The sequence below is a fragment of the Azospirillum lipoferum 4B genome, from assembly GCF_000283655.1.
In the GTDB taxonomy this organism is placed as follows: domain Bacteria; phylum Pseudomonadota; class Alphaproteobacteria; order Azospirillales; family Azospirillaceae; genus Azospirillum; species Azospirillum lipoferum_C.
This window is the reverse complement of sequence record NC_016588.1, coordinates 23784-49600: the sequence shown is the minus strand read 5'-3', so window position 1 is coordinate 49600 and position 25817 is coordinate 23784. Positions and strand designations below refer to the sequence as shown.

The following is a 25817-nucleotide window of genomic DNA, read 5'->3' as shown; positions in this document are numbered from 1 at the left end:
GGGCTTCAGCCCCCGTGCTCACCCAGAATGGCGCGCACGCGCTCCAGCAGGTTGCCGCCGGTGAAGAGGTGGCCCGGAATGCCGGTGGCCCGCGCCGCCGCCATGTCGGTGTCGCGGTCGCCGATGACGAAGCTGGCAGTGCGGTCCACCGGCCAATGCGCCATCAGGTCGCGCAGCATGCCCGCCTCCGGCTTGCGCCAGTCCGAAACGCGGCGATAGCGCTCCACCGCCCCCTCCGGGTGGTAGGGGCAATAGCGGACATCGTCGAGATGGGCGCCGTTGCGGCGCAACTCCTCCCGCATCCAGCCATGGAGGGCGTGGATCGCCTCCTCGTCATAATGGCCGTGGGCGACGCCCGCCTGGTTGGTGATGAGGAAGACGTAATAGCCGCGATCGTTCAGCAGCTTGACGGCCTCCATCGCCCCGTCGACCCACTCGAAATGGCCCCGGTGGTGGACATAGCCGTGATCGCGGTTCAGCACCCCGTCGCGGTCGAGGAAGGCGGCCGGACGCCGGTGCCATTCGGCCGCGAGAGCATCGGCCCGCGCCAGATCCTGGGGAATGCCGATGTCGATGAAGGCGCCGTCATAGCAGCGCCCGGCCAACTCGCCCCGTTCGGCCAGCCCGGGCAGCACGTCGCGCTCCAGCGAGCAGGGGCCGGCTGGAATATGGTCGAGGATGCGGCGGTCCATCCAATAGATGCCGCCGTTGATGAGACCCTCGCCCCCCTGCTCCGGCCGTTCGGCGAAGGCGCGGATCCGCTCGCCCTCCAGGCGGACGGCGCCGTAGCGCGCCGCATCCTCCACCCGGCGCAGCGCCACCCGCGCCAGCATCCCGTCGCCGAGCGGCGCCGTCAGATCCAGATAGTTGATGTCGAAGAAGGAATCGCCGTTCAGCAGCAGGAAGCGCTCGTCCAGGGCGTCGCCGGCCTGGACCAGGGCGCCGCCGGTGCCGGCCGGCTCCCCCTCGATCAGGCAGGAGAGCGCAACGCCGAAGCGGCTCGACCGGCCATCCTCCGTGGCCGCCGCAGCGCAATAGTCGCGCAGCACCTCGCCCCGGTAACCGCCCAGCAGCAGCACCCGCTCGAAGCCGAAACGGGCGAGGTTGCCGATCAGGTGATCGAGGAAGGGCTTGCCCGCCACCTCCAGCAGGGGCTTCGGCGTCAGGCGCGTGCGGTCCCCCAGCCGGGTGCCGAGGCCGCCGACCAGGATGACGCATTGGCGGGGAAGCGGCGGCAGGGCGGAATTGTCGGCGGGGGCGGGGGTGGGCATGCTCATGGGGCGATGCGCGTTCTATGTCGGGGGTGGGCCGGGGGTGAGCCGGGAGTGGGGACGATCCACCTATCACGGCGTCTTTCCGCCCGTCCAGGCCTCATGCCGCCACATGTCCTGGCATGCCGAGGCATGCCGCGACGGGGCCGGAGAGGTGCGTTGACCGGACGCGGACGCCTGCCCGCGCCGGCAGGTGCCGGTGCCCACACAAGCCTTGCGCCCTCAACGGTTGCCGGACTACCAATGCCGCGGCTCGTTCCGTTGGCTTCGCCGGCTTCCGACCGGCCCAGCGCCGTCCGCCTATCCCGCCGCTCGCCGCGTGCCCCGTGCCGCTGACGGCGGCTGCTCCGTCTTGTCGGTAGAGGTCATATCATGTCCCAGTCTCTGAACATCCTCGTCACCGGCGGTGCCGGCTATCTCGGCTCGATCATGGTCCCGGCGCTGCTCGACGCCGGCCATTCGGTAACCGTGCTCGACAGCTTCATGTTCCGCCAGGCGTCGCTGAGCCATGTCTGCGCCCATCCGAAATTCGATCTGGTCCGCGGCGACGCCCGTGACGAAGCCACCCTGCGCAGCCTGACGAAGACCGCCGACGTCGTCATCCCGCTGGCGGCGCTGGTGGGCGCCCCGCTGTGCGACGCCGACAAGATCGGGGCCGAGACCATCAACCGCGACGCGGTGGTCACCCTCACCAGGATCCTGTCGCCGTCGCAGCGCCTGGTGATGCCGGTCACCAACTCCGGCTACGGGGTCGGGGAACAGGGCAAGTTCTGCACCGAAGACAGCCCGCTGAATCCGATCTCGCTCTATGGCCGGACCAAGGTCGAGGCCGAGAAGGCGGTGCTGGACCGCGGCAACTCGATCAGCTTCCGTCTGGCCACCGTGTTCGGCATGGCGCCGCGCATGCGCATCGACCTGCTGGTCAACGACTTCGTCTACCGCGCCGTCAACGACCGCGCCGTGGTGCTGTTCGAGCCGCACTTCAAGCGCAACTACATCCATGTCCGCGACGTGGCCCGCGCCTTCCTGCACGGGCTGGAGAATTTCGAGACGATGCAGGGCCGCCCCTACAATGTGGGCCTGTCCGACGCCAACCTGTCGAAGTGGGAGCTGTGCGAGCGGATCCACAAGCACCTGCCGAAGTTCGTCTTCCTGGAGGCGCCGATCGGCGAGGATCCGGACAAGCGCGATTACATCGTCTCCAACGAACGGATCGAGGCGACGGGCTACAAGCCGGCCTTCTCGCTGGATGACGGCATCCAGGAGTTGATCAAGGGCTATCGCATGATCCGAAACGCGGTCTACGGCAACGTCGTCTGATCGCCGTAGCATCGTTATCCGGAAGGGCATATGGGGCCGGCCGGGCTGGAAGATCGGATCCGGCCGTCCATAGGCGCTGACTTACGGGTTCGCTTGCTGTCGAAGCCAAGCGCATCTCTTGTCGACCGTCATCCCCGCGAAGGCGGGGATCCAGGGTTTTCCAAGCAGAACCAATGGGTAAGCCTGGATCCCCGCCTTCGCGGGGATGACGCTGAAAGAAGTGTCGGCCCAACGGGAAAGGGGGAAAATCCTGAAAATCAGCGACCTATGGAGCCGGCCGCCCCACATACTCACATATTCCCATATTATAACGCCGTAACAGGCCTTCCCCACCTGGGATATCGTCCAGTGACGATGGCAATGGATTATTTACCGGACAAATGGCGGTCCTGCAGGAACCCTTGATTCATTGCGGAATGGCGGGGTAAAAGCATGTGGCCTTTGGCGTATGCTATTCGATGTGGCGTGGGATCCGGCGGCGTGCCTTCGACCTTCGGCAAAAGGTCTTTGCGTGCAGCCTCATCATCGCGACTGGATCGTGGCCCCTCTTCATCTCTTCGCGGGATCCGTATCAATGACATCCCAGTATACCCCGGAGACCATCGCTAGGCTGTACCGCTCCCTCTACTTCATCCGCCATTACGAAGAGCGGGTGGCTGCGATCTACCCTTCGGACAGGATCAAGAGCCCGGTGCACCTCTCCATCGGCCAGGAATTCATCTCGGTCGGCGTCTGCGACGTTCTGCGGCCGGACGATGCCGTGTCGGGCACCTACCGGGGACATGCCGCCTATCTGGCGAAGGGCGGCGATCCGGCCGCGATGATGGCCGAGATGTACGGCAAGGCGACCGGCAGCGCCGCCGGACGCGGCGGATCCATGCATCTGATCGACACCAAGGCCAATGTGCTCGGCGCCTCCGCCGTGGTCGGCACGACGATCCCGATCGCCGCCGGCTACGCCCTCGCCCTGAAGCGGCAGAAGACCGACCGGGTCGTCGTCGCCTTCTTCGGCGACGGCGCGTCGGAGGAGGGCTGCTTCTATGAGACGCTGAACTTCGCGGCGCTGCATAAGCTGCCGATCCTGTTCGTCTGCGAGAACAACTTCTACGCCATCCACGAGCCGCAGTCGAAGCGCTGGGCGACCGACCGCTTCTGCGAGCGGGTGGCCACCTTCGGCATCGATGCGCGCAAGATCACGTCCGGCGACCTGTTCGAGGTCCGCGACACCGCGGCCGAGCTGGTGGACAAGCTGCGCCGCGGCGAAGGGCCGGCGCTGATCGAATGCCACGCCTACCGCTGGCGCGAGCATGTCGGCCCGAACGAGGATTACGACCAGGGCTACCGTCCGCGGACGGAAATGGAGCCGTGGGAAGCCCGCGACGAAGTGCCGCGCATCGCCGCCCTGCTGCCGGAGGCGGAACGCGCCGCCATCGAGGCGGAAGCCCAGGCCGCCATCGACGCCGCCGTCGCCTTCGCCGAGCAAAGCCCCTTCCCCGCCGCCGAGGAGCTGTACCGTCATGTCTTCGCCTAACGCCGCGACGCGCCAGCTCCGCTACGTCGACGCCCTGGCCGAGGCCGTATCCCAGGAAATGGCGCGCGACGAGAGCGTCTTCGTCTTCGGTCTCGACGTCGACGACCACAAGGCGATCCAGGGGTCGACCCGTGGCCTGCTGGAGCGCTTCGGGCCGGAGCGCATCTTCACCACGCCCTTGTCGGAAGACGCGATGACCGGCGTCGCCATCGGCGCCGCCATGGCCGGGATGCGGCCGATCCATGTCCACATCCGCATGGATTTCCTGCTGCTGTGCATGAACCAGCTCGTCAACATGGCGGCCAAGGCCCATTACATGTATGGCGGTGCCGTCAAGGTGCCGATGGTCGCCCGGTCGATGATCGGCAAGTCCTGGGGCCAGGGCGCGCAGCATTCCCAAGGCCTGCATTCGATGTTCATGCATGTGCCGGGGCTGAAGGTGGTGGCGCCGTCCAACGCCTATGACGCCAAGGGCTGCATGATCGCGGCCATCCGCGACGACAACCCGGTCATCTTCATGGAGCACCGCCTGCTCTATCCGACCGAGGCGCCGGTGCCTGAGGCCCCCTACACGGTCGAGTTCGGCCGGGCCCGCCGCATGCTGGAGGGCGGGGACATCACCGTCGTCGGCGTGTCGAACATGGCGATCGAATGCCTGCGCGCCGCCGAGCTGCTGCGCGAGGTGGATGTCGGCGTGGACCTGATCGACCCGATCACGCTGGTTCCGCTGGACATCGATACCATCGTGGACTCCGTGGCCCGCACCCGCCGGCTGCTGGTGGTCGACAACAGCTGGATCAACTGCGGCGCCAGTGCCGAGATCGCCTCCCAGGTGTCGGAACGTCTGGGCGGCTCCGGGCCGCTGCAGATCCGCCGCATGGGCTTCGCCCCCACCACCTGCCCGACCACGCCGGCGCTGGAACAGCATTTCTACCCCAACCCCTCGACCATCGCCGAGGCGGCCTATGCCATGGCCCGCCCGAACGGCTCGCCCTGGCGCCCGGATCCCGAACACGCGCGGCTGGCCTATCAGGCACAGTTCAAGGGTCCGTTCTAAGAGGGGCCGTTGAAGGGCTCCATTCCGGGGGGTGCTTCCACGCGTCCCCCGGAGCGGGTGGTTGCGCGGAACGCCCTCCCCCGTCTTTATCACTCACGTCTGCGGCGCGCGGGGAAGGCCTTCGTCCCGCCGTCCGAACCATCCGGGGATGATCCATGTTCTATGAGCTTGCCGCGCCGACTTGGGGCGAGGAAGAGGTTGAGGCGATCCAGCGCGTGGTGAAGAGCGGGCGCTTCACCATGGGCGAGAATGTCGCCGCCTTCGAAGCGGCCTTCGCCAACTATTTCGGCGCCAAATACGCCGTGATGGTCAATTCGGGCTCTTCGGCCAATCTGGTTGCGGTCGCCGCCCTGTTCTACAAGAAGGAGCGTCCGCTCCAGCGCGGCGACGAGGTGATCGTCCCGGCGATCTCCTGGGCCACCACCTACCACCCGCTGCAGCAGTACGGCCTGAAGCTGAAGTTCATCGACGTCGAGCTCGACACGCTGAACATGGACGTTTCCAAGCTGGAGCAGGCGCTGACGCCGCGCACCCGCGCGATCATGGCGGTGTCGATCCTGGGCAACCCGGCAGCGCTCGACGTGATGCGCCGCTTCGCCGACGAGCATGGGCTGTACTTCATCGAGGACAACTGCGAATCGATGGATGCCGAGCTGGGCGGCAAGAAGACCGGCACCTTCGGCGACCTGAACACCTTCAGCTTCTTCTTCTCGCACCACATCTCGACCATGGAAGGCGGGATGGTGCTGACCGACGACCTGGAACTCTACCATCTGGTCAAGGCGATGCGCGCCCATGGCTGGACCCGCGACCTGCCGCACGACACCCCGCTGTACCAGCGCGGCGGCAACGACCATTTCGAGGCCTACCGCTTCATCCTGCCCGGCTACAACGTCCGTCCGCTGGAGATGGAGGGTGCCGTCGGCCTGGAGCAGTTGAAGAAGCTGCCCGCCTTCACCGAGGCGCGCCGCAAGAACCTGGCCCTGTTCCAGTCGCTGTTCGCCGGGGATGAGCGCTTCATCATCCAGCGCGAGAACGGCAAGAGCTCCTGCTTCAGCTTCACCATCATCCTGAACCCGAAGCGCCCGCAGGACCGCAAGGCGGTGTTCGCCGCCCTGACCGAGGCCGACATCGGCTTCCGCATCATCACCGGCGGCTGCTTCCTGCGCCACGACGTGATCAAGCATTACGATTACGAGGTGGTCGGCGGCGTCGAGAACGCCAATCTGGCGCATGACCAGGGCTTCTTCGTCGGCAACCATCCCTTCCCGCTCGACGAACAGATCACCCGCCTGCACAAGGTTCTCGACGCGGCCTGCCGCTGAGATCCTCGATCTGAAAATGAAAACGGCGCCCGCTTCCCCAGGGAGCGGGCGCCGTTTTCATTTGCGCATGACGGATCAGCCGGCGGATCAGCCCAGCGTGCGCTTCACGATCAGCGACAGCTTTTCCAGCATCGCCGGGTCGCGGTGGCCGGGGGCGGTCATGATGGCGTTGTCGAGCGCGGTGTGGCAGCCCTGGGCGCAGGCGCCCTCGCGCCGCGCCACCTTCGGCGCCAGGGCCGAGACCAGCGACCGCGCCTTGCCGGCGTTGGCGACCACCACCTTGATCACCGCATCGACCGACACATGGTCGTGCCCGTCGTGCCAGCAGTCGTAGTCGGTGACCATGGCGACGGTCGCGTAGCACATCTCCGCCTCGCGGGCGAGCTTGGCCTCCGGCATGTTGGTCATGCCGATGACGTCGCAGCCCCAGCTGCGGTAGAGGTTCGATTCGGCGACGGTGGAGAATTGCGGCCCCTCCATCACCATGTAGGTGCCGCGCCGCTGGTGCGGGATGTCCAGCTCGACCAGCGCCTGCTCGATCAGGTCGCCCAGCCGGCCGCAGACCGGATGGCCCAGCGCCACATGGGCGACCAGCCCGCTGCCGAAGAAGGTCTTGTCGCGGGCGAAGGTGCGGTCGATGAACTGGTCGATCACCACGAAGGTGCCGGGCGGCAGATTCTCCTTCAGCGAGCCGACCGCGGAGACCGACAGGATCTCGGTCACGCCCAGCTGCTTCAGCGCGTGGATGTTGGCGCGGAAATTCAACTCCGACGGCGGGATGCGGTGGCCACGGCCGTGGCGCGGCAGGAAGACCAGCCTCTGGCCCGCCAGTTCGCCGGTCAGCAGCTCGTCGGACGGGTCGCCGAAGGGGGTCGTCACCTTGACCCAGCGGGTGTTCTCCAGCCCGTCGATGTCGTAAAGGCCGCTGCCGCCGATCACGCCCAAAACCGTTTCGCCAACTGCACCGTTGCTCATGTCCCGCTCTCTCCGCTGAAGCTGGTGGGACTATTCCGAGCACACCGGGAGAAAGCAACAGCGGACCTCGGGCGGAGTGCAGAAAACCACCGGTCGCCGCAGGATCCCGCAGGCATTTCCCAGGACGCTTCCCCTGACGCGCAGGATGTCGCATTCGGCGACCCTGGGGCTGCGGCCTCCCGCCACAAGTGCATTGATGCCGGGCCGTCCACCACCTAATCTCGCCAGCTCGGCTCTGGAACCAATCCGGTTTTGACCAGTCCGGCTTTTGATGGAGTGTCATGTCATGCGGATCGACGGGGCGGCCTATCGCACCATCTGGCCGGAGGGCGACGGCGTCGTCGCCATCATCGACCAGACCCGGCTGCCGCATGATTTCGCCGTCGTCCGCCTGACCGGCCTGGAGGAGGCCGCCCACGCCATCCGCGCCATGCTGGTGCGCGGCGCCCCGCTGATCGGTGCCGCCGCCGCCTATGGCGTGGCGCTGGCCCTGCGCGCCGACGCCAGCGACCGCGGGCTGGAGCGCGCCTGCGCCACCCTGCTGGCGACCCGGCCGACGGCGGTGAACCTGCGCTGGGCGCTGGAGCGCATGCGCGGCCTGCTGGCGCCGCTGCCGGAAGCGCAACGCGTCGGCGCGGCCGAGGCGGAAGCAGCGGCCATCGCCGACGAGGATGTGGAGATCAACCGCGCCATCGGCCTGCACGGCGCCGCCTTGATCCGCGCCGCGGCGGAGCGCAAGGCGCCGGGTGAGCCGGTGAATGTGCTGACCCACTGCAATGCCGGCTGGCTCGCCACCGTCGACTGGGGCACGGCGCTTGCCCCGGTCTATGCCGCCTTCGAGCAGGGCATCCCGCTGCATGTCTGGGTGGACGAGACGCGGCCGCGCAACCAGGGCGCCAGCCTGACCGCCTGGGAGCTGAAGCACCACGGCGTTCCCCACACCGTGATCGCCGACAATGTCGGCGGCCATCTGATGCAGCATGGCAAGGTCGACCTGTGCATCGTCGGCACCGACCGCACCACCGCGACCGGCGACGTCTGCAACAAGATCGGCACCTATCTGAAGGCGTTGGCCGCGCACGACAACGGCGTGCCCTTCTATGTCGGGCTGCCCTCGCCGACCATCGACTGGACCATCGCCGACGGGGTGCGGGAGATTCCCATCGAGGAGCGCGACGGCCGCGAGGTGAGCGAGCTGACCGGCCGCACCGCCGACGGCCGGATCGAGACGGTGCGCGTCACCCCCGACGGCAGCCCGGTCGCAAACTACGCCTTCGACGTGACCCCGGCGCGGCTGGTGACCGGCCTGATCACCGAGCGCGGCGTCTGCCCGGCCACGCGCGACGGGCTGCTCGGGCTGTTTCCGGAGCGGGGCTGAGCTTCGAGCCGCGTAAACCCGGTGTCGCTTCTGCCGGAGGACGGTTTCCCTTGCCCTTGTCCAGCGGATGCCATCGTGACACTGAGGCCCGACGCTCCATTGTCTTCCAGGCAGGAAGATTCCCATTGGTATGTGACACGGGGATTGCTATACCTTTCAGCATAGCCATTTGCTCCGATTCTGAGGAAGAAATGAAGAATTTGGTCTTCTGTAATTTATTTTACTCAGGATCCTCAGCAATAGTGCCGATTCTGGAGGATTATCTCAGGACGACACACGTGAACGTCCTGAATTATGGACCGGAATCGACCAGACGCCTCGTCGACGATCCGCCGCCGGGCCCTTATTTTCATTGGACACACAATAATTCAGACTTCTTCATCCCATTTTTCGAGCGCGAAGAAGTATCGATTGTTTTCTTGCAAAGAGACCCTCGTGATGTGGCTATTTCGTATCTCGAGGATCACATTTTCCGCGGGATTGTCGATCGAGCAAAGCTGCGGGAGACACTGCACGGATTGGCTTACGGTAATTTCGCCAACACGATCCGAGAGGCATGCAAGTGGGTCGCCCTGGCCCAAGAGAGGCCGATAAAGGTCATAAAGTTCGACGAGCTTAAGCAGGACACTGTTGGAGTAACGCTTGATGTGCTTGAGTTCTATGGATTTACCCGCGATCCGGAACTAGAGCAGAAGATTCGCTCTCTTTATGACACGAAATACTCCTTCGAGGCCATGTCCAACCGCCCGCGCGGTTCGGATGGCGAGATGGTGAGAAATCGTTATATCGTCCGCAAAGGGGTTTCAGGCGAATGGCGCCGCCTGTTCTCGCCTGAAGCCCTGGAGTCGTGGGACAAGGAACTGGGCGCCGAAATTGCCCTCCTCGGTTACGAGCCCTGCTTGCCTCGCACTGTGGACGGCGTCTGAGCGCTCCGTCCACGTCACCCTTTCGCCCATGATTTGCACAAGAGTACTGCCAAACTTAAAACAAGTGAGCTTGGCAGTATCCATCAAGTCCACTAGACATCCGGGAGAACAGCGGGGAGCAGATCGTAGTCGAGACCGATGCCGATAACGGAAATCTGACCGCTACAGACCTCCAACTCCGTCACAGTACAATATCCCGGGTCGCACAAAGCCACTCGATCATCGTTCTGCGCCGCCCCGACGATGGCGTTGATCGTCAGGTAGTGGGTAAACAAGATAGAATCTTGTTTCGTATTCGCAACGAAATCAATCAGGCTTTGACGCCATATCTCAATGTCATCGCCGAGATTTCCATATCGGCTGGCCATGATGGCGGTAAGCCATGGACGGCGTGCCGCAAGATTTTCTTCTCCCAAATGAGGAGGCGTTGGAATTTCAGTAATCTCAGGGGAAATTGCCATTGGCTGGCGCCATGCTCTGGCCAAAGGTTCCGCTGTACTTCTGGCTCTTTGAAACGGAGAGGCAATGATCGGCATAGGAGGCAGCCGGCGGGCAACCGCAGCAGCCGCAATTGCCGCCTGCCGATGCCCAAGCTCCGACAGATCGGCATCGAGCGCTTCATCAAAGCCCGCCGCGGATTTGCCATGGCGAATCATAAATATCCGAGTCACCAGTCAATTCCCTTCAAATGCGCAGATTAATGGTAATTAACTTGGAATGGACGCAAAGCGCCACAGGAATCTTCAGTATGCCGGCTGGCTGAATAGGCTAAACTAGCAACAGGCTATTTATTGCAACTCCCCAAGATTTTTTCTTTCATAGAAAGCCTTGGTGAATATTTGACGGCGTTGTTTGGGGTGTGATCGCTTCGACCGAAATCGTTTGAAGTGATCGCACCCCAAGCTTGATCATGAGATCAGGGTCCGCCGGGCAAGGCGGTGCGCTCGGCTCGCGTTCGGTAGGCGGACCCCAGAGTCCGGCGGGCGGCCTCGTACACCGGGGCCGCCCGGGCGACCTTGGCCTCCAGGTGGGCCATGCCGGCCTCCGGCCCGAATTCATCCAGAACATGGGCGGCCCACGCGTCCGGATCCACGACGATGTCGGCCAGCACGGCGCGCTGATGGTCGCTCAGCATTCCAGCCTCCCTGAGAAAGACGTGTAGATCGCACCCGCCGTCGTGCCGAACACCGACACGCCTTTGGTGCCGTTCGAAACCTTGACCCGCATGAATGCGGTGTCCCCGGCGTCCATGTCCACGAGGCGGGAGCCGGTCATGATCACCGCGTTCCCGGTCGCGTCCCGCAGCGCCGCTGCGTTGATCTGACCAAGAAAATGCAGGCGGTTGCTCGTCTCCAGGATCAGTTCGGCGCGCGTGTGCGTCGCGCCGACGATCAGGCAGACCGTGCAGTCGAACCGGTAGAAACCGGTCAGCGGTGCGGTGAAGATCCCGGTTGCCGGGTTGTGGGCGTTGGTCTGGTCGAAAACCTCGGCATCGCACAGGATGGTGTAGAGCGTTCCATCCCCCGTTGCGTTCAGTTGCTGGGACGACAGGAAGGCCAGGAAGGCGGGCTGTCCGGTGTTCCGCAAGGCGCCGCTGAAGGTCGCTCCGCTCAGCCGGGCATAGCGGGCGTCGGCGTCGCCCAGGGTGGGGACCGCGCCAGCCGATCCGGTGCCGAGCGGGCGCTTGGCGAACAGGGTGGAGCCGGTCTGCTCGACCAACCCGACGGCGGTGTCCAGTCCGGCAAGCGCGCCCAGGTTGGGGGCGGCCGGCTGGTAATAGCTGCCCTGCTGTCCGTCGAGCAGGTCGGCGTCGCAGCCCGATCCGGCGCCATCGTTCCCGGCATGCCAGACTGGATGACTGTCGACCTGCAAGGCTCCCGCCAGGCCGACGGTTCCGGGCGCGGCGTGGTAGAAGCCGGTGGCGACGTCGCCGGCGAAGACCAATCCCGGCGCCGCCGCGGTGCCGGCCGGCAGAGTCACCGTGCCGGTGAAGACCGGCCGCTCGGTCGACGCGCCGACGGGCGCGAAACTGTAGCGTGAGGTCACAGGCTGCCTCCCCGATAGAACGTCACGCCCACTTCGCACGCCTGTGCCGCGCTGATGCCGATGGCGGCGATCCCCTTGATGAAACGCGGCCCCGGATTGAGTTCCGGCGCCCCGCCGCCGAGATCGTCCACCACCGGCACGGCCGCCGGCCCGTCATACTGAACCCAGACATTGGCCGTGGCGTTGACCAGCATCATCGTGGCGCCGGCCGGCACCGGCAGCGTCTTGCCCTGCCCTGGGGCCATCACCAGGGTGTGGCGGCTGTCCGACACGCCGATCACGTCCAGACACCGCCCCATGTCGTCGGTGGCGAGGAGCAATCCCTTCATGGTGGTCCGCTTCCTTTCCTATATGGCGCAATATAGGAGCTTTATCCGCTTTCTGACCGGTATATCAAGACATAATTCCTAATTTTGGCGTTCGCTCGGTGGCCGGCGGAAGCGGTCACTCCGGCATCGCTCCCACCATCTCCCGGCAAAGTCCGTGGATGCGGTCGATGTGGCGGGAACGGAGCAGGGTGTCGATGGGGGCGGAGTCCAGTCCTTCAAGAAGAAAGGCGTAGAAGCGCAGGAACAGGCGCCGCGGCAGCGGCGGTGTGAAGTCCGGTCCTCCGGCTGCCTGGGCGGTAAACCAGCCGGCCGCCACCGCGGCGTGGGCGGAGAGCTGCGCCGCCGGCCTGCCGGCCACCGCCGGCACCGCGTCCAGAACCGCGGCCAGATTGGCCGGAGCGCCCTCCTCCAGCCAACCGAAGGGATCGCGTGGAATGGCCTCGGCCTGCCACGTTGCCTCGGCGGCCGGCAGGTCGGCCAACAGCGCTTCGAACCGGGCGAGCGGCCGGGCGAAGCGGGCGAGGGCCGCGTCGTCATGGGTGGTCCGCCATTCGCCGACTTCACCCTTGGTCGCGGTCAGGCGCTCCGTTCCCTGCTCGGCGCTGGTGCGCAGCATGGCCTGGCGTGCCGCATGGAAGCTGGAGCGTTCCAGCGCGCGGACGATCCCGTCATCCGGCCGCGTCTGCCCCAGCTGGGCGAGCACGCGGCGTACCGTCCCGACCGGATCGGCACGCATGCCTTCGAAGGTGACGGTCAGCAGCGGCACCGTCTCGCCGACGGTCAGCCAGAACAGGGTGAACAGCAGATAGGTCTCGGGCGGCGGCAAAAAGAACAGGTTCGGGAAATGGTCGGGCCAGACGTCCGGGCGGTCGAGATAGGCGTGGTAGCCGAGGGCGTGGGCGTAGTCGCGCCGGTACAGCGAATGGATGGCGTCGCGCGGGTCGCGCAGATAGAGGATGACGGCCTCACCCGGTTCGCGGGCAAGATCGAGACGGTGCTCCCACACCACCTCCAGGCCGTCGCGGAAGCGCAGCGGCCCGTCGTGGTGCAGGATGGGCAGATGCCATTTGAGCAGGCTCAGCGCCGGCTCATCCAGCGTCCAGCCGTCGCCGCATTCCCGCCAGGGGCTGCCGCCGCCCGCGCCCCTTGCCGTGCCCCAATGCGTGGTGCGGATGCCCAATTCCAGCAGCACGTTGACCAGCCAGGCCACTCCGCAGGCAAAGGGCGGGGAGGTCAGGATGGCCAGGGACGGCGCAGCGGCGCCGGTGCAGGCAGCGCCTTCTCCTACACCGGCTGCGGGAAAGGGCAGACCGGCCACACCCCCGCCCGGAACCCGGCCCGCTCGCGTCCGTAAAGTCCCCATCCGAGGCCGAACGACCATGCGTAGCGGTCGGGATCGTTGGCGTAGGGTGTTCCGGTCCAGTAATCGACGTTCCGCACATCCTCGAAACCGGCCTGTTGCATCAGGCCCAGCAGGTTGGAACAGCCATAGTCGGTGAGCGAGCGCAGTTCCTCCCGCTCCGGCAGGCGCCAGCCGTCCAGCCCGCCATACCCGGCATAGCATCGCGGCACCATCTCCACGGCGGCGTCCCACGGCATGCCCAGATTCAGCGGCGATGCCCAGGCCAGCCCCAGGAAGCGGTCGACCACCACCCGGCCGGACGCCCCGCCGTCGCGCAGCTCGAAGCGGTCCGCCGGCCGGGGCGTGCCCAGGCGCAGGTCGCCATCCTGGCCGCGCCCGCTGCCGTCCGGCAGGGGCTGCGGCACCAGATCGGCGCTGTAGCACAGGGTCTGCCCGGTCTGAAGAAGGCGGCGCGGGCCGCTGTTCAGGCCACGCACCGGCAGCACATGATGGGCGCACCACGCCTTGCAGCTGGTGTGGACGTTGCCGCTGTTGGTGAAGTGGACGTGCCACGCCTGTTCGGGATGACCGTGGCAGGTGGTCGAGCTCCAGAAGTTGCAATGGGTTTCGATGTTGCGGAAGCCGTTCTCCATCAGCCAGAGATGACTTTGCGGCACCGCCTCGTTCATCAGGCTGGCCAGTTCGTTGACGTTGGGCAGGCGCCAGTCCGCGTAACCGGCGAAGGCCGCGGCGTTCAGCGCGTCGATATAGTCGAACACCGCATAGCCGACCGGCCGGCCGGAGAGGTCCAGATCGGGCAGCGGCCCATAGCAGCCGGTGCGCAGAGTCGGCAGGTCGGCGGGCGGCGCGGAGAGGGGACCGGACCATGGCTTCCGCCCGCCCGGCATGCCCGGCAGATCGGGCGTGCCGCCATCGGCGCGCCACATCAGGCCGGTCTCGGCATCGGTGATGGTGCCGTCTCCATGGTCGATGAAACGCCGACTCATAACCGTCTTGTTCCTTGATCGAGGCAGGGGCTTCCGGGGCGGGGCGGTGGACCGTGTCCGTGCAGCGGCCTCAGACCGGCAGCGCGACGCGCCCGGCAGCCACCTCTGCGATGTAATGGTCGAGATCGCTTTGGGAATCGACCTCGCCCCAGCCGGGGGCGCTCGGCACCGCCCGGATGGCCACGCCGGCGGCGATCAGCCGCGACAGCAGGCCGGTCATGTCCAGCTTGTCGCGCGCCGCCGGTTCCAGCCCGTCGAGATAGCCGGTGACCTGGGCCCAGCCGGCGGGGGTGAATTTCAGCAGGCCCATGTACTGGCCCTGGATCTCGTCGAGGCTCTGGACCTTGCGGCCGATGTCGACGACCCGGCCGGTCGCGTCGAGCAGGAAGCTCTCGGCGTCGACCAGTGGATCGGCGAAGCGCGACTGCCACAGGGCCAGCCAGTCGGGATCGTAGCTGATGACGATGTCGCCTTCGGCCGCCATCAGCCGGCGCACCGTCTCCGCCGGGTAGAAGATATCGGCGTAGCTGACGAGGCACGGTTCGGCGCTCAGCCACGGGGCCGCCTGGACCAGCGACATGACCATGTTGGTTTCGGCCCAGCGGGGATTGTCGAACAGGGTCAGCCCGCGTCCCTCGAACGCCTCGCCGCGATAGCCACGCACCACGGCCAACGGGCCGGCGCCGGCACCGGTCAGGGCGGCACGCTGACAGTCCAGCAGGCTGCGCCCGGCGATTTCGACCAGACATTTCGGCCGGTCCTCGGTCATGGCCTTCATGCGGCTGCCACGCCCGGCGGCAAGGATGATCGCTTTCACGAAAGCACTCCAAATTCAGGGAAAACCAAATTCAGGGAAAGCGGGAAGGCGCGGATGCGGCGGACCCGTGGACGGTGCAGCAAGACCCCGTTACCGATCACCCCCGAAATGACGGCGGACCAGATCGAGGTCCACGGCGCGGTAGGGGGCATTGCGTTCGGGATGCCAGAGCATGCCGAACAGTGGCAGCGTGTCGTGGCGGACCGCCTCGACCACGCCGTCGGGCGCGGTCGCCCAGGCGGTGAAACCGGGCGGAACGCTCGTGAAGCTCCAGTTGTGATAGGAATTCACGGTGTCCGTCGCGCCGTCGTCCAGGACGACCGGATGATCGGTGCCGGCATGGCCCGTCACCCGTTCCAGCCCGGCGCCGAAATGGTGCATCAGCATCTGCAGGCCCCGGCAGACGGCCATCAGCGGGATGCGCCGGGTGACCGCGTGCTCGATCAGCAGGGCTTCCACGGCGTCGCGTTCGGGGGCGTCGCCGCCATAGGCCGCCAGATCGTTGCCGCCGGTCAACAGGATGCCGGCGGGAGCCACCTCCTCCAGCCAGGCCGCCGCAAGAGCGGGCGACGCCGTGTTGGGCATCGCCACGGGCAGCAGGCCGCAGGCGTCCAGGAAGCCGGTCCACCGCTGATCCAGGGAGTCGCGCCGCTCATTGCGGCCGGCGATCACGTCCACCCGCTGACTGACGGCGATCAGGCGCGCGGCCACGGGCCGGACCGTCGTCATTGCAGGACATCCACCCGGCGGGATGCGCAGTCGATGCGCAGGCGACGGTTGTCCTTCCACTGGTTGAACAGCGTCTCCCCGGCTCCGATCACCGCAGGAAGGTTCAGTTCGCCGGCGCGGATGGCCATGTGGGAATTTACCCCGCCATAGGCGGTGATGAAGCCGCCGATGCCGTGGGAGAAGATCCAGTCGAAGCCCGGATCGGCGCTGGGGATTACCACCACCGCCCCCTTCAGCTCCGACGCCGGCGCCTTGTGGGACCGCACGGGCCCCTCCACCGTCCGCTGGGTGATGAAGTTGGGTTCGGTTGGAGGAATGTGGAAAGCCCAGACCTCCTCGGGCTGGCTGATCAGCGGCGGCAGCACGATGCGCTGGGTTTCCGCATAGCGGGCGCGGCCCTGGCTGATGCTGTGGCGCAGCGTCGCCTCGATGTCGCAACTCGACGCGTAGAGATCGTCGATAAGAGAGGCGTCGAAGTAGGACATGTCGTCCGGCGACAGTCCATAGCGGTCGCCCAGGCGGGTCAGCAGCGACAGCACCTCGCTCAGCGAACGGGTGAAGACGAATTTCGAATGCTCGCGGCCCTGGATGCCGGCCTGGAAGAAGTCGAACAGGCTGACCACGTCCATTTCCAGGGAGTGCTGGTTCAGGAGGGCGTCGATCCGGCGCATCTGGGGCAGAGACAGGGCGAAGGTCGGCACCGCGCCCTCGTCATGCTGACCGGCCCCATGCTCGGCACCGAGGTAGCGTTCCGGATCCTCGTCGTAGCGCGGCGACAGGATATCGTAGGTCCCGGGGCGCAGGTGCCCGTACTTCTCCAGGAATTCCGAGCGGGACAGGGCGCGCAGGTCGCGCGTCATGCGGCCGCTGACGGTCTCCAGGCTGGTCATGAAGGCATCGTACTGCTGCGGCTCGATCGCGCCGACCGCCACCAGCGATTTCAGCATCTGGACGGCGATGAAGCCGGCGCGGGCCAAACCGGCGAAAGGCAGGGTGCCGTAGCGCTTGCAATCCTCCATCAGCCAATAGATGCGGCTGACGATGTCCATGTCGGTGCTGCGGATGGTCCGCTGCCGCTCCTCCAGGATCCCGATCTTCTTGCTGTCGTTGCGCCACAAGCCGGTTTCACGGTGAATGACCCGGTTGGTCAGCCGGCGCAGGCTGTGGGTCAATTCCTCGAGATCGCGCTCCGAGAAGCCGAAGCCGCGCAGACGTTGCAGACGGGTGTCGAGGTCGAAGGTGTAGCAGGAAAAGACGATCTCGAACTCGACCTTGTCGTGGAGCACCGGTGCCGCCGCGAGCTGGTCGATGTAGCAGTCCACCAGACGGTCGGCGAGCGTGTCAGGCACGTCGCCCGGAATGAAGGAATTGAAGCTGAGGCGGACGTCGATGTACGGCAACCCATGGAAGGACCGCATCAGCGGAAAGCTGCGCAGGTTCCGGTAGCCGTAATTGTGGCGCTGGTAGGCCCAGACGCTGTCGGTCACCAGCTGCCGGTACAGCGACAGCGCCAGCGGCCGCGGCCGGATGCCGATGATTTCGGCCGGGTTCCAGTCGGGCATGACGCCGTACAGGGTGCGGCGGCCGCGCAGGTAGGGGTGCGGCCGATTGGCCTGGGCGATCTTCTGGGCGATGGCTTCCAGCAGCGGCCGGTGCTCGTCGGTGCCGACGGCCGTTCCGGCGGCGGCGGACAGCGGCCGCACCTGGAACAGGTACAGCTCGCCTGTCGGCGAGAAGGCGAACTCGATGTCGAGACTTTCCTCTCCGAGCAGCCCTTCCAATTCGCCGGCGAGCGCCACCACCCGGTCGAGGGGGGGCGGGCACGGCACCGTGGCGCCCTTCCAGTAGACGAAGGTCTTCAATTCGGCGGCGTGGCCGCCGGTGACCGCGGCGGTGTCGCCGCCCTCCTCGTAATTGACGATCAGATAGGGGGCGCCGGTGTTGGGATCCCGGGTGAAGGCGACGCCGCTCATGGCGGCCGTCAGCATGGGCTGGACGAAGATCTGGTCGGCCGGTACCGGCTCGTCCCCGAAGGAGGCCGCCACCTCGGCGACGGCGGCCGGCAGCCCGGCCGGATCGACGTTGCCGATCGACACGAAATGCCCGGCCAGGGACTGCCCCTCCCGGTCCTCCGCCGCCGCGGAGGAGCGGACGATCAGAGGCCCCCGCCTGCCCCACGGCGTGGCGGCGATCCGGTCGAGGATCGCCTCCATGCCGCCCGCGTTCCAATCGACGGCCCGGAAGCGAACCAGATCGAGGACGCGCGCCGTCCTCAGATGCGGCGCGAGGCGCTCCAGGGTTTCGGCTTTGCTGCCGAAGGCGATCCGGAGCGGTAAGGCGGAGGTGTCCATGGGCAGTCTCACCGACGGCGTGCAGACCAGGCACGGGTGCGATAGGTCGTGGTGATCACGTCAAGGCCGGCGATCCGCGCCTCGACGAAGGCCATGAAGGCAGTCCAGCGATCGGGGCCGAGCTGGTGGCGCACGTCGTTCACCGAATTCCAGACGCCCAGATACTGTTCGGGGGTCTGGTCGATGGAATGGCGGCCCTCCAGATAAACCACGTCGTCGAACTGCCGGCTGGCCCACAGCCGCTCGGTCAGGGTCTCGGTGATGCCGGAATTGCCGGACGACACCCGCTTGACTTCCGGAGCCAGCCGGGTGATCTCCGCCTCGATCTCGACCAGCAGGGGATTGGCATCGATCAGTCGCGGGTTCCACAGCGCGACGAAGCGGCCTTCCGGACGCAGGATGCGGTGGAACTCGGCCAGGCCGCGCTCGAAATCGACCCAGTGGAAGGACGACGCCATGCTGACCATGTCCACCGAGGCATCGGCAAGGCCGGTCTGCTCGCCGGAGCCGACACGGTATTCGATCCGGTGACCGGCGGAATCGGCGATGCCGAGCCGGCGCATGTCGTCGTTGGGCTCGACCGCCGTGACATGGCGGACCCGCTCGGCCACGAGGCGGGTCCAGATGCCGGTGCCGGCGCCGATGTCGGCTGCCTCGATCTCCCCGGCCGGCTTCGGCAGCATGCCGATCAGCGCATCCCTGACCGTCGCTGAATAAGTCGGGCGGTATTTCGAGTAATTCTCTGCCAACCCGGTGAAATCACCATGACCGCGCATATGCTTCAAAGTCCCTATTCTATTGTGATGTATGGGGTTCTTTATAGTCCCCGTCTTTGGGGACTGCAGTCGATAAGCCGATCAGAGCGGCATCGGACGCAATCAATCGGTCCCAGATCAGGTCGGCCGCGCCGTCCGGTGTCATCGTGCCGTAATTGTCAATTACGAGATCGGGGTGATCCGGCTCCTCAATGGAGGTATCCATTCCGACCATATCCACAGCAGCGTTGCGGTACAAGCCCTTCGGGTCACGACCAGCGCGGTGTTCAAGCGGAACGCGCAAATATATTTCGCGATAACCTTCTATGTTTTCGCGATTCCATTGGCGGACTGCATGAAACATTGAAATGGTGGCGATGACGACGACCAGGCCCTGCTCCGTCAGTTCCCGGCACAGGCGGGCGTAGGAAAGGGCCAACTGGCGGCGCTGGTCAGGGCTGTGACCGGCATCGGGGGCGATGGCGGCGCGCAAGCGGTCGCCGTCGAGCAGCACCGCCGGCAGCCCGGCTGCCCGCAACCGCGCACACACGCGCAGGGCGACCGTCGTCTTGCCGGCCCCGGACAAACCGGTCAGCCAGAACAGCCGCCCCTTTCCGGACGCGTCCGGCAGCAAGGGCGCCGGACGGCCGCCCGATTCCGGCGCGGTCCCCGCCTGCGTGTCCCCCCCCTGGCCGGCGGCTTCCGTTGCGACCAGATGCCGCAGGCGCGTCCGGCTGCGGCTGACGATCACGCCGGGGAGGTGGAACGTCGCGGGATCGGACAGATCGACGGGTCCGAGGGCTTGCGGCAACGCGACGAAGCGGTCCCGGAACAGGACGATGTTGGTCACGCCCAAGGTTTCGATCAGGTGGGGATCCGGCGACCGGTGAGAGAGCCAGCGGTCGATGATCGCCCGGCGGACATCCTTCAGCGTCGCAGCCTCGATGAGGTTTTCCCCCGGCTCCGCCAGCAGGTCTTCCAGATCCCCGCCCCCCTGGTGCGCGCCATAGTTCCGACCCTGGTACTTGACCAGATTGTAGTCGGTCAGGCTGTCGATCAGGAACGGCGGCGGTGACCGCAGGGAAAGGCGCCCGCTGCTCTGCAGCGCTTCGAGCAGCCGCAGCAGGGACGGGGCGGTGACCGCCGGTCCGCCGGCCGTCGGTTCGGCCCTCCAGGGCTCACCCTCCACCCCTTCGACGATGCCGAACCCGTCGATCCGCTGCCGCTGGAACGGATCGGTGAACAGCGTGAAGAACTGGCGGGCCGTCGGCCAGTCCGTGGCATGGAGGGAGCCGTTCAGCGCCCCCTCGGGATCGCTGTACAGCACGTCGATGTCGGTGCCGGCCGTCCACTCCAGGAACCGGTACGCGCCCCGGTAGAACCAGATCTGGAGATCCCCCTGGCTCTCCACCAGGCTCGGGACCTCTCCCGCCTCGAGCCGTTGCCGGAGCCCGTCCAGCGACCGGTCGAACAGGACGCCCGGGCCGTAGAATGGCCAGAGCTGCTCCGGGGCGGCCATCCGGTCGATCAGGCTGATCAGCGGTACGGCCAGGAAGGGCGGACTGTCCGGGCGGGGCGACAGCAGGAAATGCCCATGGACCACGCCGTGAAGATACAGGTTGAGCCCTGGTATGCAGTTCCCCCGCAGGGCGCCGGGGATGGCGACCGGGTCACGGGGCGGCGGCGGTGCCTGAAGGCGGACGCCCTGCAGGAGAGGTTCCGGAAGGTCGCGGACATGAAACGGCATCGCGTCCTGCCACGCGGGATTCCGCGAGCAGGCGTCGTAGTCCGCGATCTCGGCGGCGCGGGCCGCCAGAACATCGGCATAACGCTGTTCGAATCCCTTCCGCACGGTGGCGAACAGGTTCCAGTCATAGGGGCTGCGCTCGCGCACGAAGTCCTCGAGCGTGTAGGGGATCGACGCCGAGGCGCGCCAGTTGGAGGAAGAGCGCAGCCGCCACAGCGGCAGGTCCGGCCAGTCGAACAGCATGCCCATGACATAGAGCGCCCGACCGAACAGATCGGTCGGCGCAAGAACCGCAAACGCGGTCTCGGTCAGTTCGATGGTCTGGGCGAAATTCGCCTCATCGAGAGTGATGTCCGCCGGATCCGGAGGCAGGACGCTGGCATAGCTTTTTGAAAGGTAGAAAATATTCTTGGTCTGATTGTTGTCGTGGCCTATGTCATGAAGCCAGTGAACAAAATACTCCAATGACATATTATGCTTGTCGATCATATATCCATAAAATTCAGACGGGTTCCCCAGGCTGTTCTTTTTTGCCCAATAATATGAAGAAATATACCAGTCAAACGGATTGCGAACGAAACCAACATACGGAACCCCTATTATCTTGTGCAGAGCGAAGGCATGCTTCGTCACTGCGCATCCGTAGTGGTTCTTTATCAGTTCAAGTTCGTCAGGTGTTTTGCTGAGCAGGGCTTCGTACGACATATCGAAGCGAAGCCCGCGTCCAAGATGCAGCACCCGCGACGCGCCATAGACGCGCTCGACACAGTCCATCAGCGAATCCCCGGCGGCACGGGGCAGGTCGAAATGGATAAACATGCGGCTCTCTTTCATCGGCCACTCCCGGCCTGAATGACCGGGCGGCGGCACTCTACCGGGTGCCGGACCTTTCCAAAACAGCAAGGCGGAGGTCGGTCAGCGCATCGTCGATCAGCTGAACGCGGGCCGACAGGCTGAGGAGAGCCGGGCCGCCCTCCGCCGGCCTGCCGGCATCCGCGCGTTCCCCCCGGATGGCCTGAAGCACGCGAGCCTGTTCGGCCAAGGCGCCTTCCAGGGACCGGATACGCATGTCCTGTTCGCTCAAGACCTGCCGGAGCAGCCGATTCTGCTCGCCCACCTCTTCGACCAGGGCCGACAGCTCCTGGTTCCGCCGGTCTCGTTCGGCCATCCGCCTCTCTACCGTGGCAAGACGCTGCTCAAACATCCTGTTGGACACCCCGTCCCCTCCGCTGGAAAGCGAATGATCTGTTTCTGGCCGGCTCTCGGCAGAGCCGCCCCGTCATGCGTGCTGTCTGTGAAGACCCGCCGGGGAGGCTGCGCTCGTATCGGAGATCAAGCGCAGCCGAACCCTCGAGACGACCAGATCCACACGGCCATAATGGGTGAGGCGGATTTCGAACTCGTGCCCGGCGTCGGTGGGCGCATCGTTCAGTTGGAACACCAGCGAGACCAGCGTGGCCGTTTCGGCGAAGTGCTCGGTATTGAACGTCCCGACGGTGGTCGTGCCGTTGCTGATCAATTCCACATTCAAAACCGGCAGACCCGCTGCGGACGCGTGCTGCCTTGCGCCCCAGATGTCGAGCGTGTACTTGCCCTTGCCCAGCGACAGGCGCGAGCCGTGCAGGAAACAGCCGACCGGCTTGTCGGCGGTGACGCGGATGCCGTCGGCACGGCGCTCCGCGATGTCGGTCGGCGTGAACGAGTCCAACAGCTCGGCACCGTTCAACCGGAACTGCAAGCTGAACACCTCCCGACGCAGGCGCTCGCGTTCCTCATTCCAGCTCTGGCTTTCACCGCGCAAGGCGGTGATCGTGTCCAGGAAGTCCGCGATCATCGCGTCCTTGGCGGCAAGTTCCGCCCGCAACTGCTCCAGCATCTGTTCCCGGGCACGGCTCTCCACCTCCAGCCGGATCAGGCGCTGCGCCCGGATCATGGAGTCCACGTCGCTCCATGTCGCGGCCTTCAGGATTTCCGGCAAGGCGCGCTGGGCCGGATCCGCCAGGTCGACCGGCCCCAGCGAGGTCGGAACGCCGAAATAGGCGTCGTCATAGGAGACCACGTTGAAAGGCCCGACCATACCGACCAGAACCGGAGGAGCCTGGACGCCCCGCCGTCTGGAGGGTTGGGAGGGCTGCTGCACAGGAAGCGCCGCGACGGGAGCGGGGGGCGGGCCCCCGGCCAGAAGCGCCTCGATTTCGTCGGCCGAGGCACCTTCGACGATCTGCGGCTTTTCCCGATCCTCCTTCCTGGCCAGATCCACCGGCCCCAGGGAATGCGGGACGCCGTAGAATTTGCCGTCGTAGGACAGGATGTTGTAGGTGGCCAGTTCCCGCACCAGCTTGGTGCCGCCCTGGCCGCGCTTGAAGAGCTTGAAGCGGGGCGACTTCGCCACCTCCTCCTGCGTCCAGGCCGTCAGGCAGGCAGGATCGATGAACTGGCCGTTCGCCGGCGGCACCCCGTTTTCGCGCTCGTGGCGGATGACCGGATTCTCGGTGAGCGGCATGATGCGACCGGTCTCCAGCGCTTCGAGTGCGGTGGAGGACATGTGCCGGCCATCGGTGGGTCCGATGTAGTTGAAGTCGCCATCCGATCCCGGATGCCACGTGTGGTACAGAAATTCGCTTTCGTGCCAGACCTCCTTCAGGCCCTTGTTCACGAGGCGGAAGGTCAGTTCGTACGGGCCGCAGACATGGCCAAGGTAATCCATGTGTTCATCGGCGCCGCCGATGGCGATCAGGTCGGAACGCCTGGCGCACAGGCACGCCCCGTAATTGCGGCTATGCAGCGGATCCTCGGTATCCCACAGCCCGGTGGTCTTGCCGTCGCGCCAATTGATCGCCCCATCCCCGGTCAGCAGTTCGAACGGCGGATAGTTGAAAGGATAGAAATCCTGCTTGGAATTGCGCACTTCGTCAAAGTGCAGGGCAATTTCAGGCGTGCGTTCAAAGGTTTCGATCACCGTCCGAACAAAGGATTTCGTGAACATCGCATCAGAATCACAGATGATGACAATATCACCCCGACTCTTTGCAATACCAATATTGTACATTAGGTGTTTATGATAGTATAGGGCATCCGGCATATTCATAATAATCCAAAGGTCAACAGGCGCCGGACGCCCCTTACCCTTATAGTCGGATATCTTATCGCCTATCTCTTTTGACCTATGAGCGTAGTACTCAATCCAGATGATTTCATAATCATGCCGCGGAACATCCTGATCTGCCAAGTAATCAAGGGAGTGGAAACTTTCCCGGCATTTCCAATCAAGAAGAACAAAGCTAACTTTAGGAGCCTTCTTAACATTGCTTTTGAATTCTGTCTTGATCATGGAAGCCCTGGGATGCGCGAGGGTTAAGCCAGAATATTTTCCTAAAAAGGACATGCAGCCGACATGCACTTTTGATATTACGCCGCGGGCCGAATGGAAACATCAATTTTTATCAATAATGAATCGAGAAAGCGAGAGTGGATTCTCTCTTTATTTATTATCCTTAATCAAACTGTAAAACTTTCTCGACGGCGTCCGTGGAGGCGGTGGAAACCGGGACGATGCGGCGGATGGTCCTTCCGCATTCTTGGATCGGTGGCGCGCCGATGCCGCGGAAGATGCCTCCTCATACTTGGATACTCACTTCTGGGCGGGTCGCCTGGATGCGGCATTTGGATTGCGGTGCGCACAATGGGTCGTTATTTTCCTTTTACTGGCCAACGGCATTCGCCCCCGGCCGAACGGCATGCCGACGGACAGGAAGGATGCACCATGGACAGCACGACTGGAACGCAGGCGGCTCCGGTGGTGTATCCGCTTGCCGGAAAGCGGGTATGGGTGGCGGGGCATACGGGCATGGTCGGCTCGGCCCTGCTCCGCCGGCTGACGGCCGAAGGCGCGCAACCGCTTACCGTCGGCCGCGGTGCGGTCGATCTGCGCCGCCAGGGCGACGTCGAGGCCTGGATGCTGCGCGAACGCCCGCAAGCCGTGTTCGTCGCCGCCGCCACGGTGGGCGGCATCCTGGCCAACGACACCCGGCCGGCCGAATTCCTCTATGACAACCTGGCGATCGAGGCCAACATCATCCACGGCGCCCATCTGGCCGGGGTGGAAAAGCTGATGTTCCTCGGATCGTCCTGCATCTACCCCAGATTCGCCGACCAGCCGATCGTCGAGGACTCCCTGCTGACCGGCGCTTTCGAGCCGACCAACCAGTGGTATGCCACCGCGAAGGTCGCCGGCATCAAGCTGTGCCAGGCCTATCGCCGCCAGTACGGCCGCGACTTCATCGCCGTCGTCCCGACCAACCTCTACGGTCCCGGCGACAATTTCGACCTGGCCGCCAGCCATGTGGTGCCGGCCCTGATCCGCAAGATCCAGGCGGCGAAGGCGGCCGGGACCGGGCCGGTGGAGGTCTGGGGGACCGGCCGGCCGCGGCGCGAGTTCCTCTATGTGGACGATGCCGCCGATGCCCTGGTTTTCCTGATGGAGCGTTACAGCGGCGAAGAGATCGTCAATGTCGGCTCGGGCGAGGATGTCAGCATCGCCGAACTGACGGAGATGGTGGCCGCGGCGGTCGGTTACGACGGCGGCTTCCACTATGCCGTGGAGAAGCCCGACGGCATGCCGCGCAAAGGCCTGGACGCCTCGCGCTGCCTGACGCTCGGGTGGCGCGCCAGGACACCGCTGCGCGACGGCCTGGAGCGGACATGCGTCTGGTGGAATGCGCGACAATCCGCCTGATCCCGTTTACCGGAGAGACGTGGCATATTATGGCATGCTATGCCGGCCCGAACCGAAGGCGGCCATCCTCCATGCGCCGGGACCTGAATAGGTCTTAAGAGATCGCGCGGCGACATCCGGAGGTTTTCTGGTATCGGGTTTGTCATACTCCTCTATGCGCAATAAATAATTTCAGG

Annotated in this window: 22 protein-coding genes; 7 read left to right on the top strand and 15 right to left on the bottom strand. The window is 65.3% G+C overall.

The annotated features are described in order from the left end of the window. Positions 1-5 precede the first annotated feature (5 nt). A complete protein-coding gene (locus tag AZOLI_RS29275; protein ID WP_014189893.1) occupies positions 6-1277 on the bottom strand; it encodes an HAD-IIIA family hydrolase in 1272 nt (423 codons plus the stop codon). 366 nt (positions 1278-1643) lie between these two features. Here AZOLI_RS29275 and AZOLI_RS29270 point away from each other — a divergent pair, with 366 nt between their 5' ends. From AZOLI_RS29270 to AZOLI_RS29250, 4 genes are all read left to right on the top strand, one after another. Beyond that, positions 1644-2591, top strand: a complete 948-nt coding sequence (locus AZOLI_RS29270) for an NAD-dependent epimerase/dehydratase family protein (protein ID WP_014189892.1) — start codon at positions 1644-1646, stop codon at positions 2589-2591. A gap of 574 nt (positions 2592-3165) precedes the next feature. Further along, positions 3166-4122 carry a thiamine pyrophosphate-dependent dehydrogenase E1 component subunit alpha gene (locus AZOLI_RS29260; RefSeq protein WP_014189890.1) on the top strand — a complete coding sequence of 319 codons (957 nt, stop codon included), beginning with the start codon at positions 3166-3168 and terminating at the stop codon, positions 4120-4122. Beyond that, positions 4109-5179: an alpha-ketoacid dehydrogenase subunit beta gene (locus tag AZOLI_RS29255; protein ID WP_014189889.1), complete on the top strand. Its 1071-nt coding sequence runs from the start codon at positions 4109-4111 to the stop codon at positions 5177-5179. The genes AZOLI_RS29260 and AZOLI_RS29255 overlap by 14 nt, the downstream gene beginning before the upstream one ends. Positions 5180-5334: 155 nt before the next feature. Further along, the gene (locus AZOLI_RS29250) at positions 5335-6504 is read left to right on the top strand and encodes a DegT/DnrJ/EryC1/StrS family aminotransferase (RefSeq protein WP_014189887.1); all 1170 of its coding nucleotides are present in this window, start codon (positions 5335-5337) and stop codon (positions 6502-6504) included. Positions 6505-6591: 87 nt separating this feature from the next. On the opposite strand, the gene AZOLI_RS29245 is transcribed toward AZOLI_RS29250, so the two are convergent. Further along, complete coding sequence (locus AZOLI_RS29245) at positions 6592-7479, bottom strand: S-methyl-5'-thioadenosine phosphorylase (protein WP_014189886.1); 888 nt, start codon at positions 7477-7479, stop codon at positions 6592-6594. Positions 7480-7765: 286 nt separating this feature from the next. Between AZOLI_RS29245 and mtnA the strand changes: the two genes are divergently transcribed. Both mtnA and AZOLI_RS29235 read left to right on the top strand, forming a co-directional pair. Beyond that, a complete protein-coding gene (gene mtnA, locus AZOLI_RS29240) occupies positions 7766-8857 on the top strand; it encodes an S-methyl-5-thioribose-1-phosphate isomerase (protein ID WP_014189885.1) in 1092 nt (363 codons plus the stop codon). A 278-nt stretch (positions 8858-9135) separates the two neighbouring features. Continuing rightward, the gene (locus tag AZOLI_RS29235; RefSeq protein ID WP_244442705.1) at positions 9136-9783 is read left to right on the top strand and encodes a sulfotransferase domain-containing protein; all 648 of its coding nucleotides are present in this window, start codon (positions 9136-9138) and stop codon (positions 9781-9783) included. A gap of 92 nt (positions 9784-9875) precedes the next feature. Here the strand turns inward: AZOLI_RS29235 and AZOLI_RS32015 are convergent, their stop codons facing one another. The 13 genes from AZOLI_RS32015 to AZOLI_RS30765 all read right to left on the bottom strand — a co-directional run bounded on the left by AZOLI_RS32015 (position 9876) and on the right by AZOLI_RS30765 (position 24237). Continuing rightward, positions 9876-10439, bottom strand: a complete 564-nt coding sequence (locus AZOLI_RS32015; RefSeq protein ID WP_162488534.1) for a histidine phosphatase family protein — start codon at positions 10437-10439, stop codon at positions 9876-9878. 260 nt (positions 10440-10699) lie between these two features. After that, positions 10700-10918 (bottom strand): hypothetical protein, encoded by a 219-nt coding sequence (locus AZOLI_RS29225; RefSeq protein ID WP_014189881.1) that lies wholly within the window; start codon positions 10916-10918, stop codon positions 10700-10702. Beyond that, complete coding sequence (locus tag AZOLI_RS29220) at positions 10912-11829, bottom strand: C1q-like domain-containing protein (protein WP_014189880.1); 918 nt, start codon at positions 11827-11829, stop codon at positions 10912-10914. The genes AZOLI_RS29225 and AZOLI_RS29220 overlap by 7 nt, the downstream gene beginning before the upstream one ends. Further along, positions 11826-12158, bottom strand: coding sequence for a hypothetical protein (locus AZOLI_RS29215; protein ID WP_014189879.1), 333 nt, complete (start codon positions 12156-12158; stop codon positions 11826-11828). Before AZOLI_RS29215 ends, AZOLI_RS29220 begins: the two co-directional genes overlap by 4 nt. A gap of 115 nt (positions 12159-12273) precedes the next feature. Then, a complete protein-coding gene (locus AZOLI_RS29210) occupies positions 12274-13368 on the bottom strand; it encodes a sulfotransferase domain-containing protein (RefSeq protein ID WP_014189878.1) in 1095 nt (364 codons plus the stop codon). A gap of 74 nt (positions 13369-13442) precedes the next feature. Continuing rightward, on the bottom strand, positions 13443-14507 hold the full coding sequence (locus AZOLI_RS29205; RefSeq protein ID WP_014189877.1) for a DUF1566 domain-containing protein: 1065 nt from the start codon (positions 14505-14507) through the stop codon (positions 13443-13445). Positions 14508-14577: 70 nt separating this feature from the next. Then, positions 14578-15324 carry a phosphocholine cytidylyltransferase family protein gene (locus AZOLI_RS29200; RefSeq protein ID WP_044553696.1) on the bottom strand — a complete coding sequence of 249 codons (747 nt, stop codon included), beginning with the start codon at positions 15322-15324 and terminating at the stop codon, positions 14578-14580. Between the two features lie 90 nt (positions 15325-15414). After that, on the bottom strand, positions 15415-16053 hold the full coding sequence (locus AZOLI_RS29195; protein WP_014189875.1) for a gamma-glutamyl-gamma-aminobutyrate hydrolase family protein: 639 nt from the start codon (positions 16051-16053) through the stop codon (positions 15415-15417). Then, complete coding sequence (locus AZOLI_RS29190) at positions 16050-18404, bottom strand: PEP-utilizing enzyme (RefSeq protein ID WP_014189874.1); 2355 nt, start codon at positions 18402-18404, stop codon at positions 16050-16052. Before AZOLI_RS29190 ends, AZOLI_RS29195 begins: the two co-directional genes overlap by 4 nt. An 8-nt stretch (positions 18405-18412) precedes the next feature. Beyond that, a complete protein-coding gene (locus tag AZOLI_RS29185) occupies positions 18413-19180 on the bottom strand; it encodes a class I SAM-dependent methyltransferase (protein ID WP_044553694.1) in 768 nt (255 codons plus the stop codon). A gap of 19 nt (positions 19181-19199) precedes the next feature. Continuing rightward, positions 19200-21740, bottom strand: a complete 2541-nt coding sequence (locus AZOLI_RS33525) for an adenylyl-sulfate kinase (RefSeq protein ID WP_244442704.1) — start codon at positions 21738-21740, stop codon at positions 19200-19202. A 37-nt stretch (positions 21741-21777) separates the two neighbouring features. After that, on the bottom strand, positions 21778-22074 hold the full coding sequence (locus AZOLI_RS29175) for a hypothetical protein (RefSeq protein WP_014189871.1): 297 nt from the start codon (positions 22072-22074) through the stop codon (positions 21778-21780). 111 nt (positions 22075-22185) lie between these two features. After that, positions 22186-24237, bottom strand: coding sequence for a glycosyltransferase (locus tag AZOLI_RS30765; RefSeq protein ID WP_162488533.1), 2052 nt, complete (start codon positions 24235-24237; stop codon positions 22186-22188). 432 nt (positions 24238-24669) lie between these two features. Between AZOLI_RS30765 and AZOLI_RS29165 the strand changes: the two genes are divergently transcribed. Further along, complete coding sequence (locus AZOLI_RS29165; RefSeq protein ID WP_014189869.1) at positions 24670-25641, top strand: GDP-L-fucose synthase family protein; 972 nt, start codon at positions 24670-24672, stop codon at positions 25639-25641. Positions 25642-25817 lie beyond the last annotated feature (176 nt).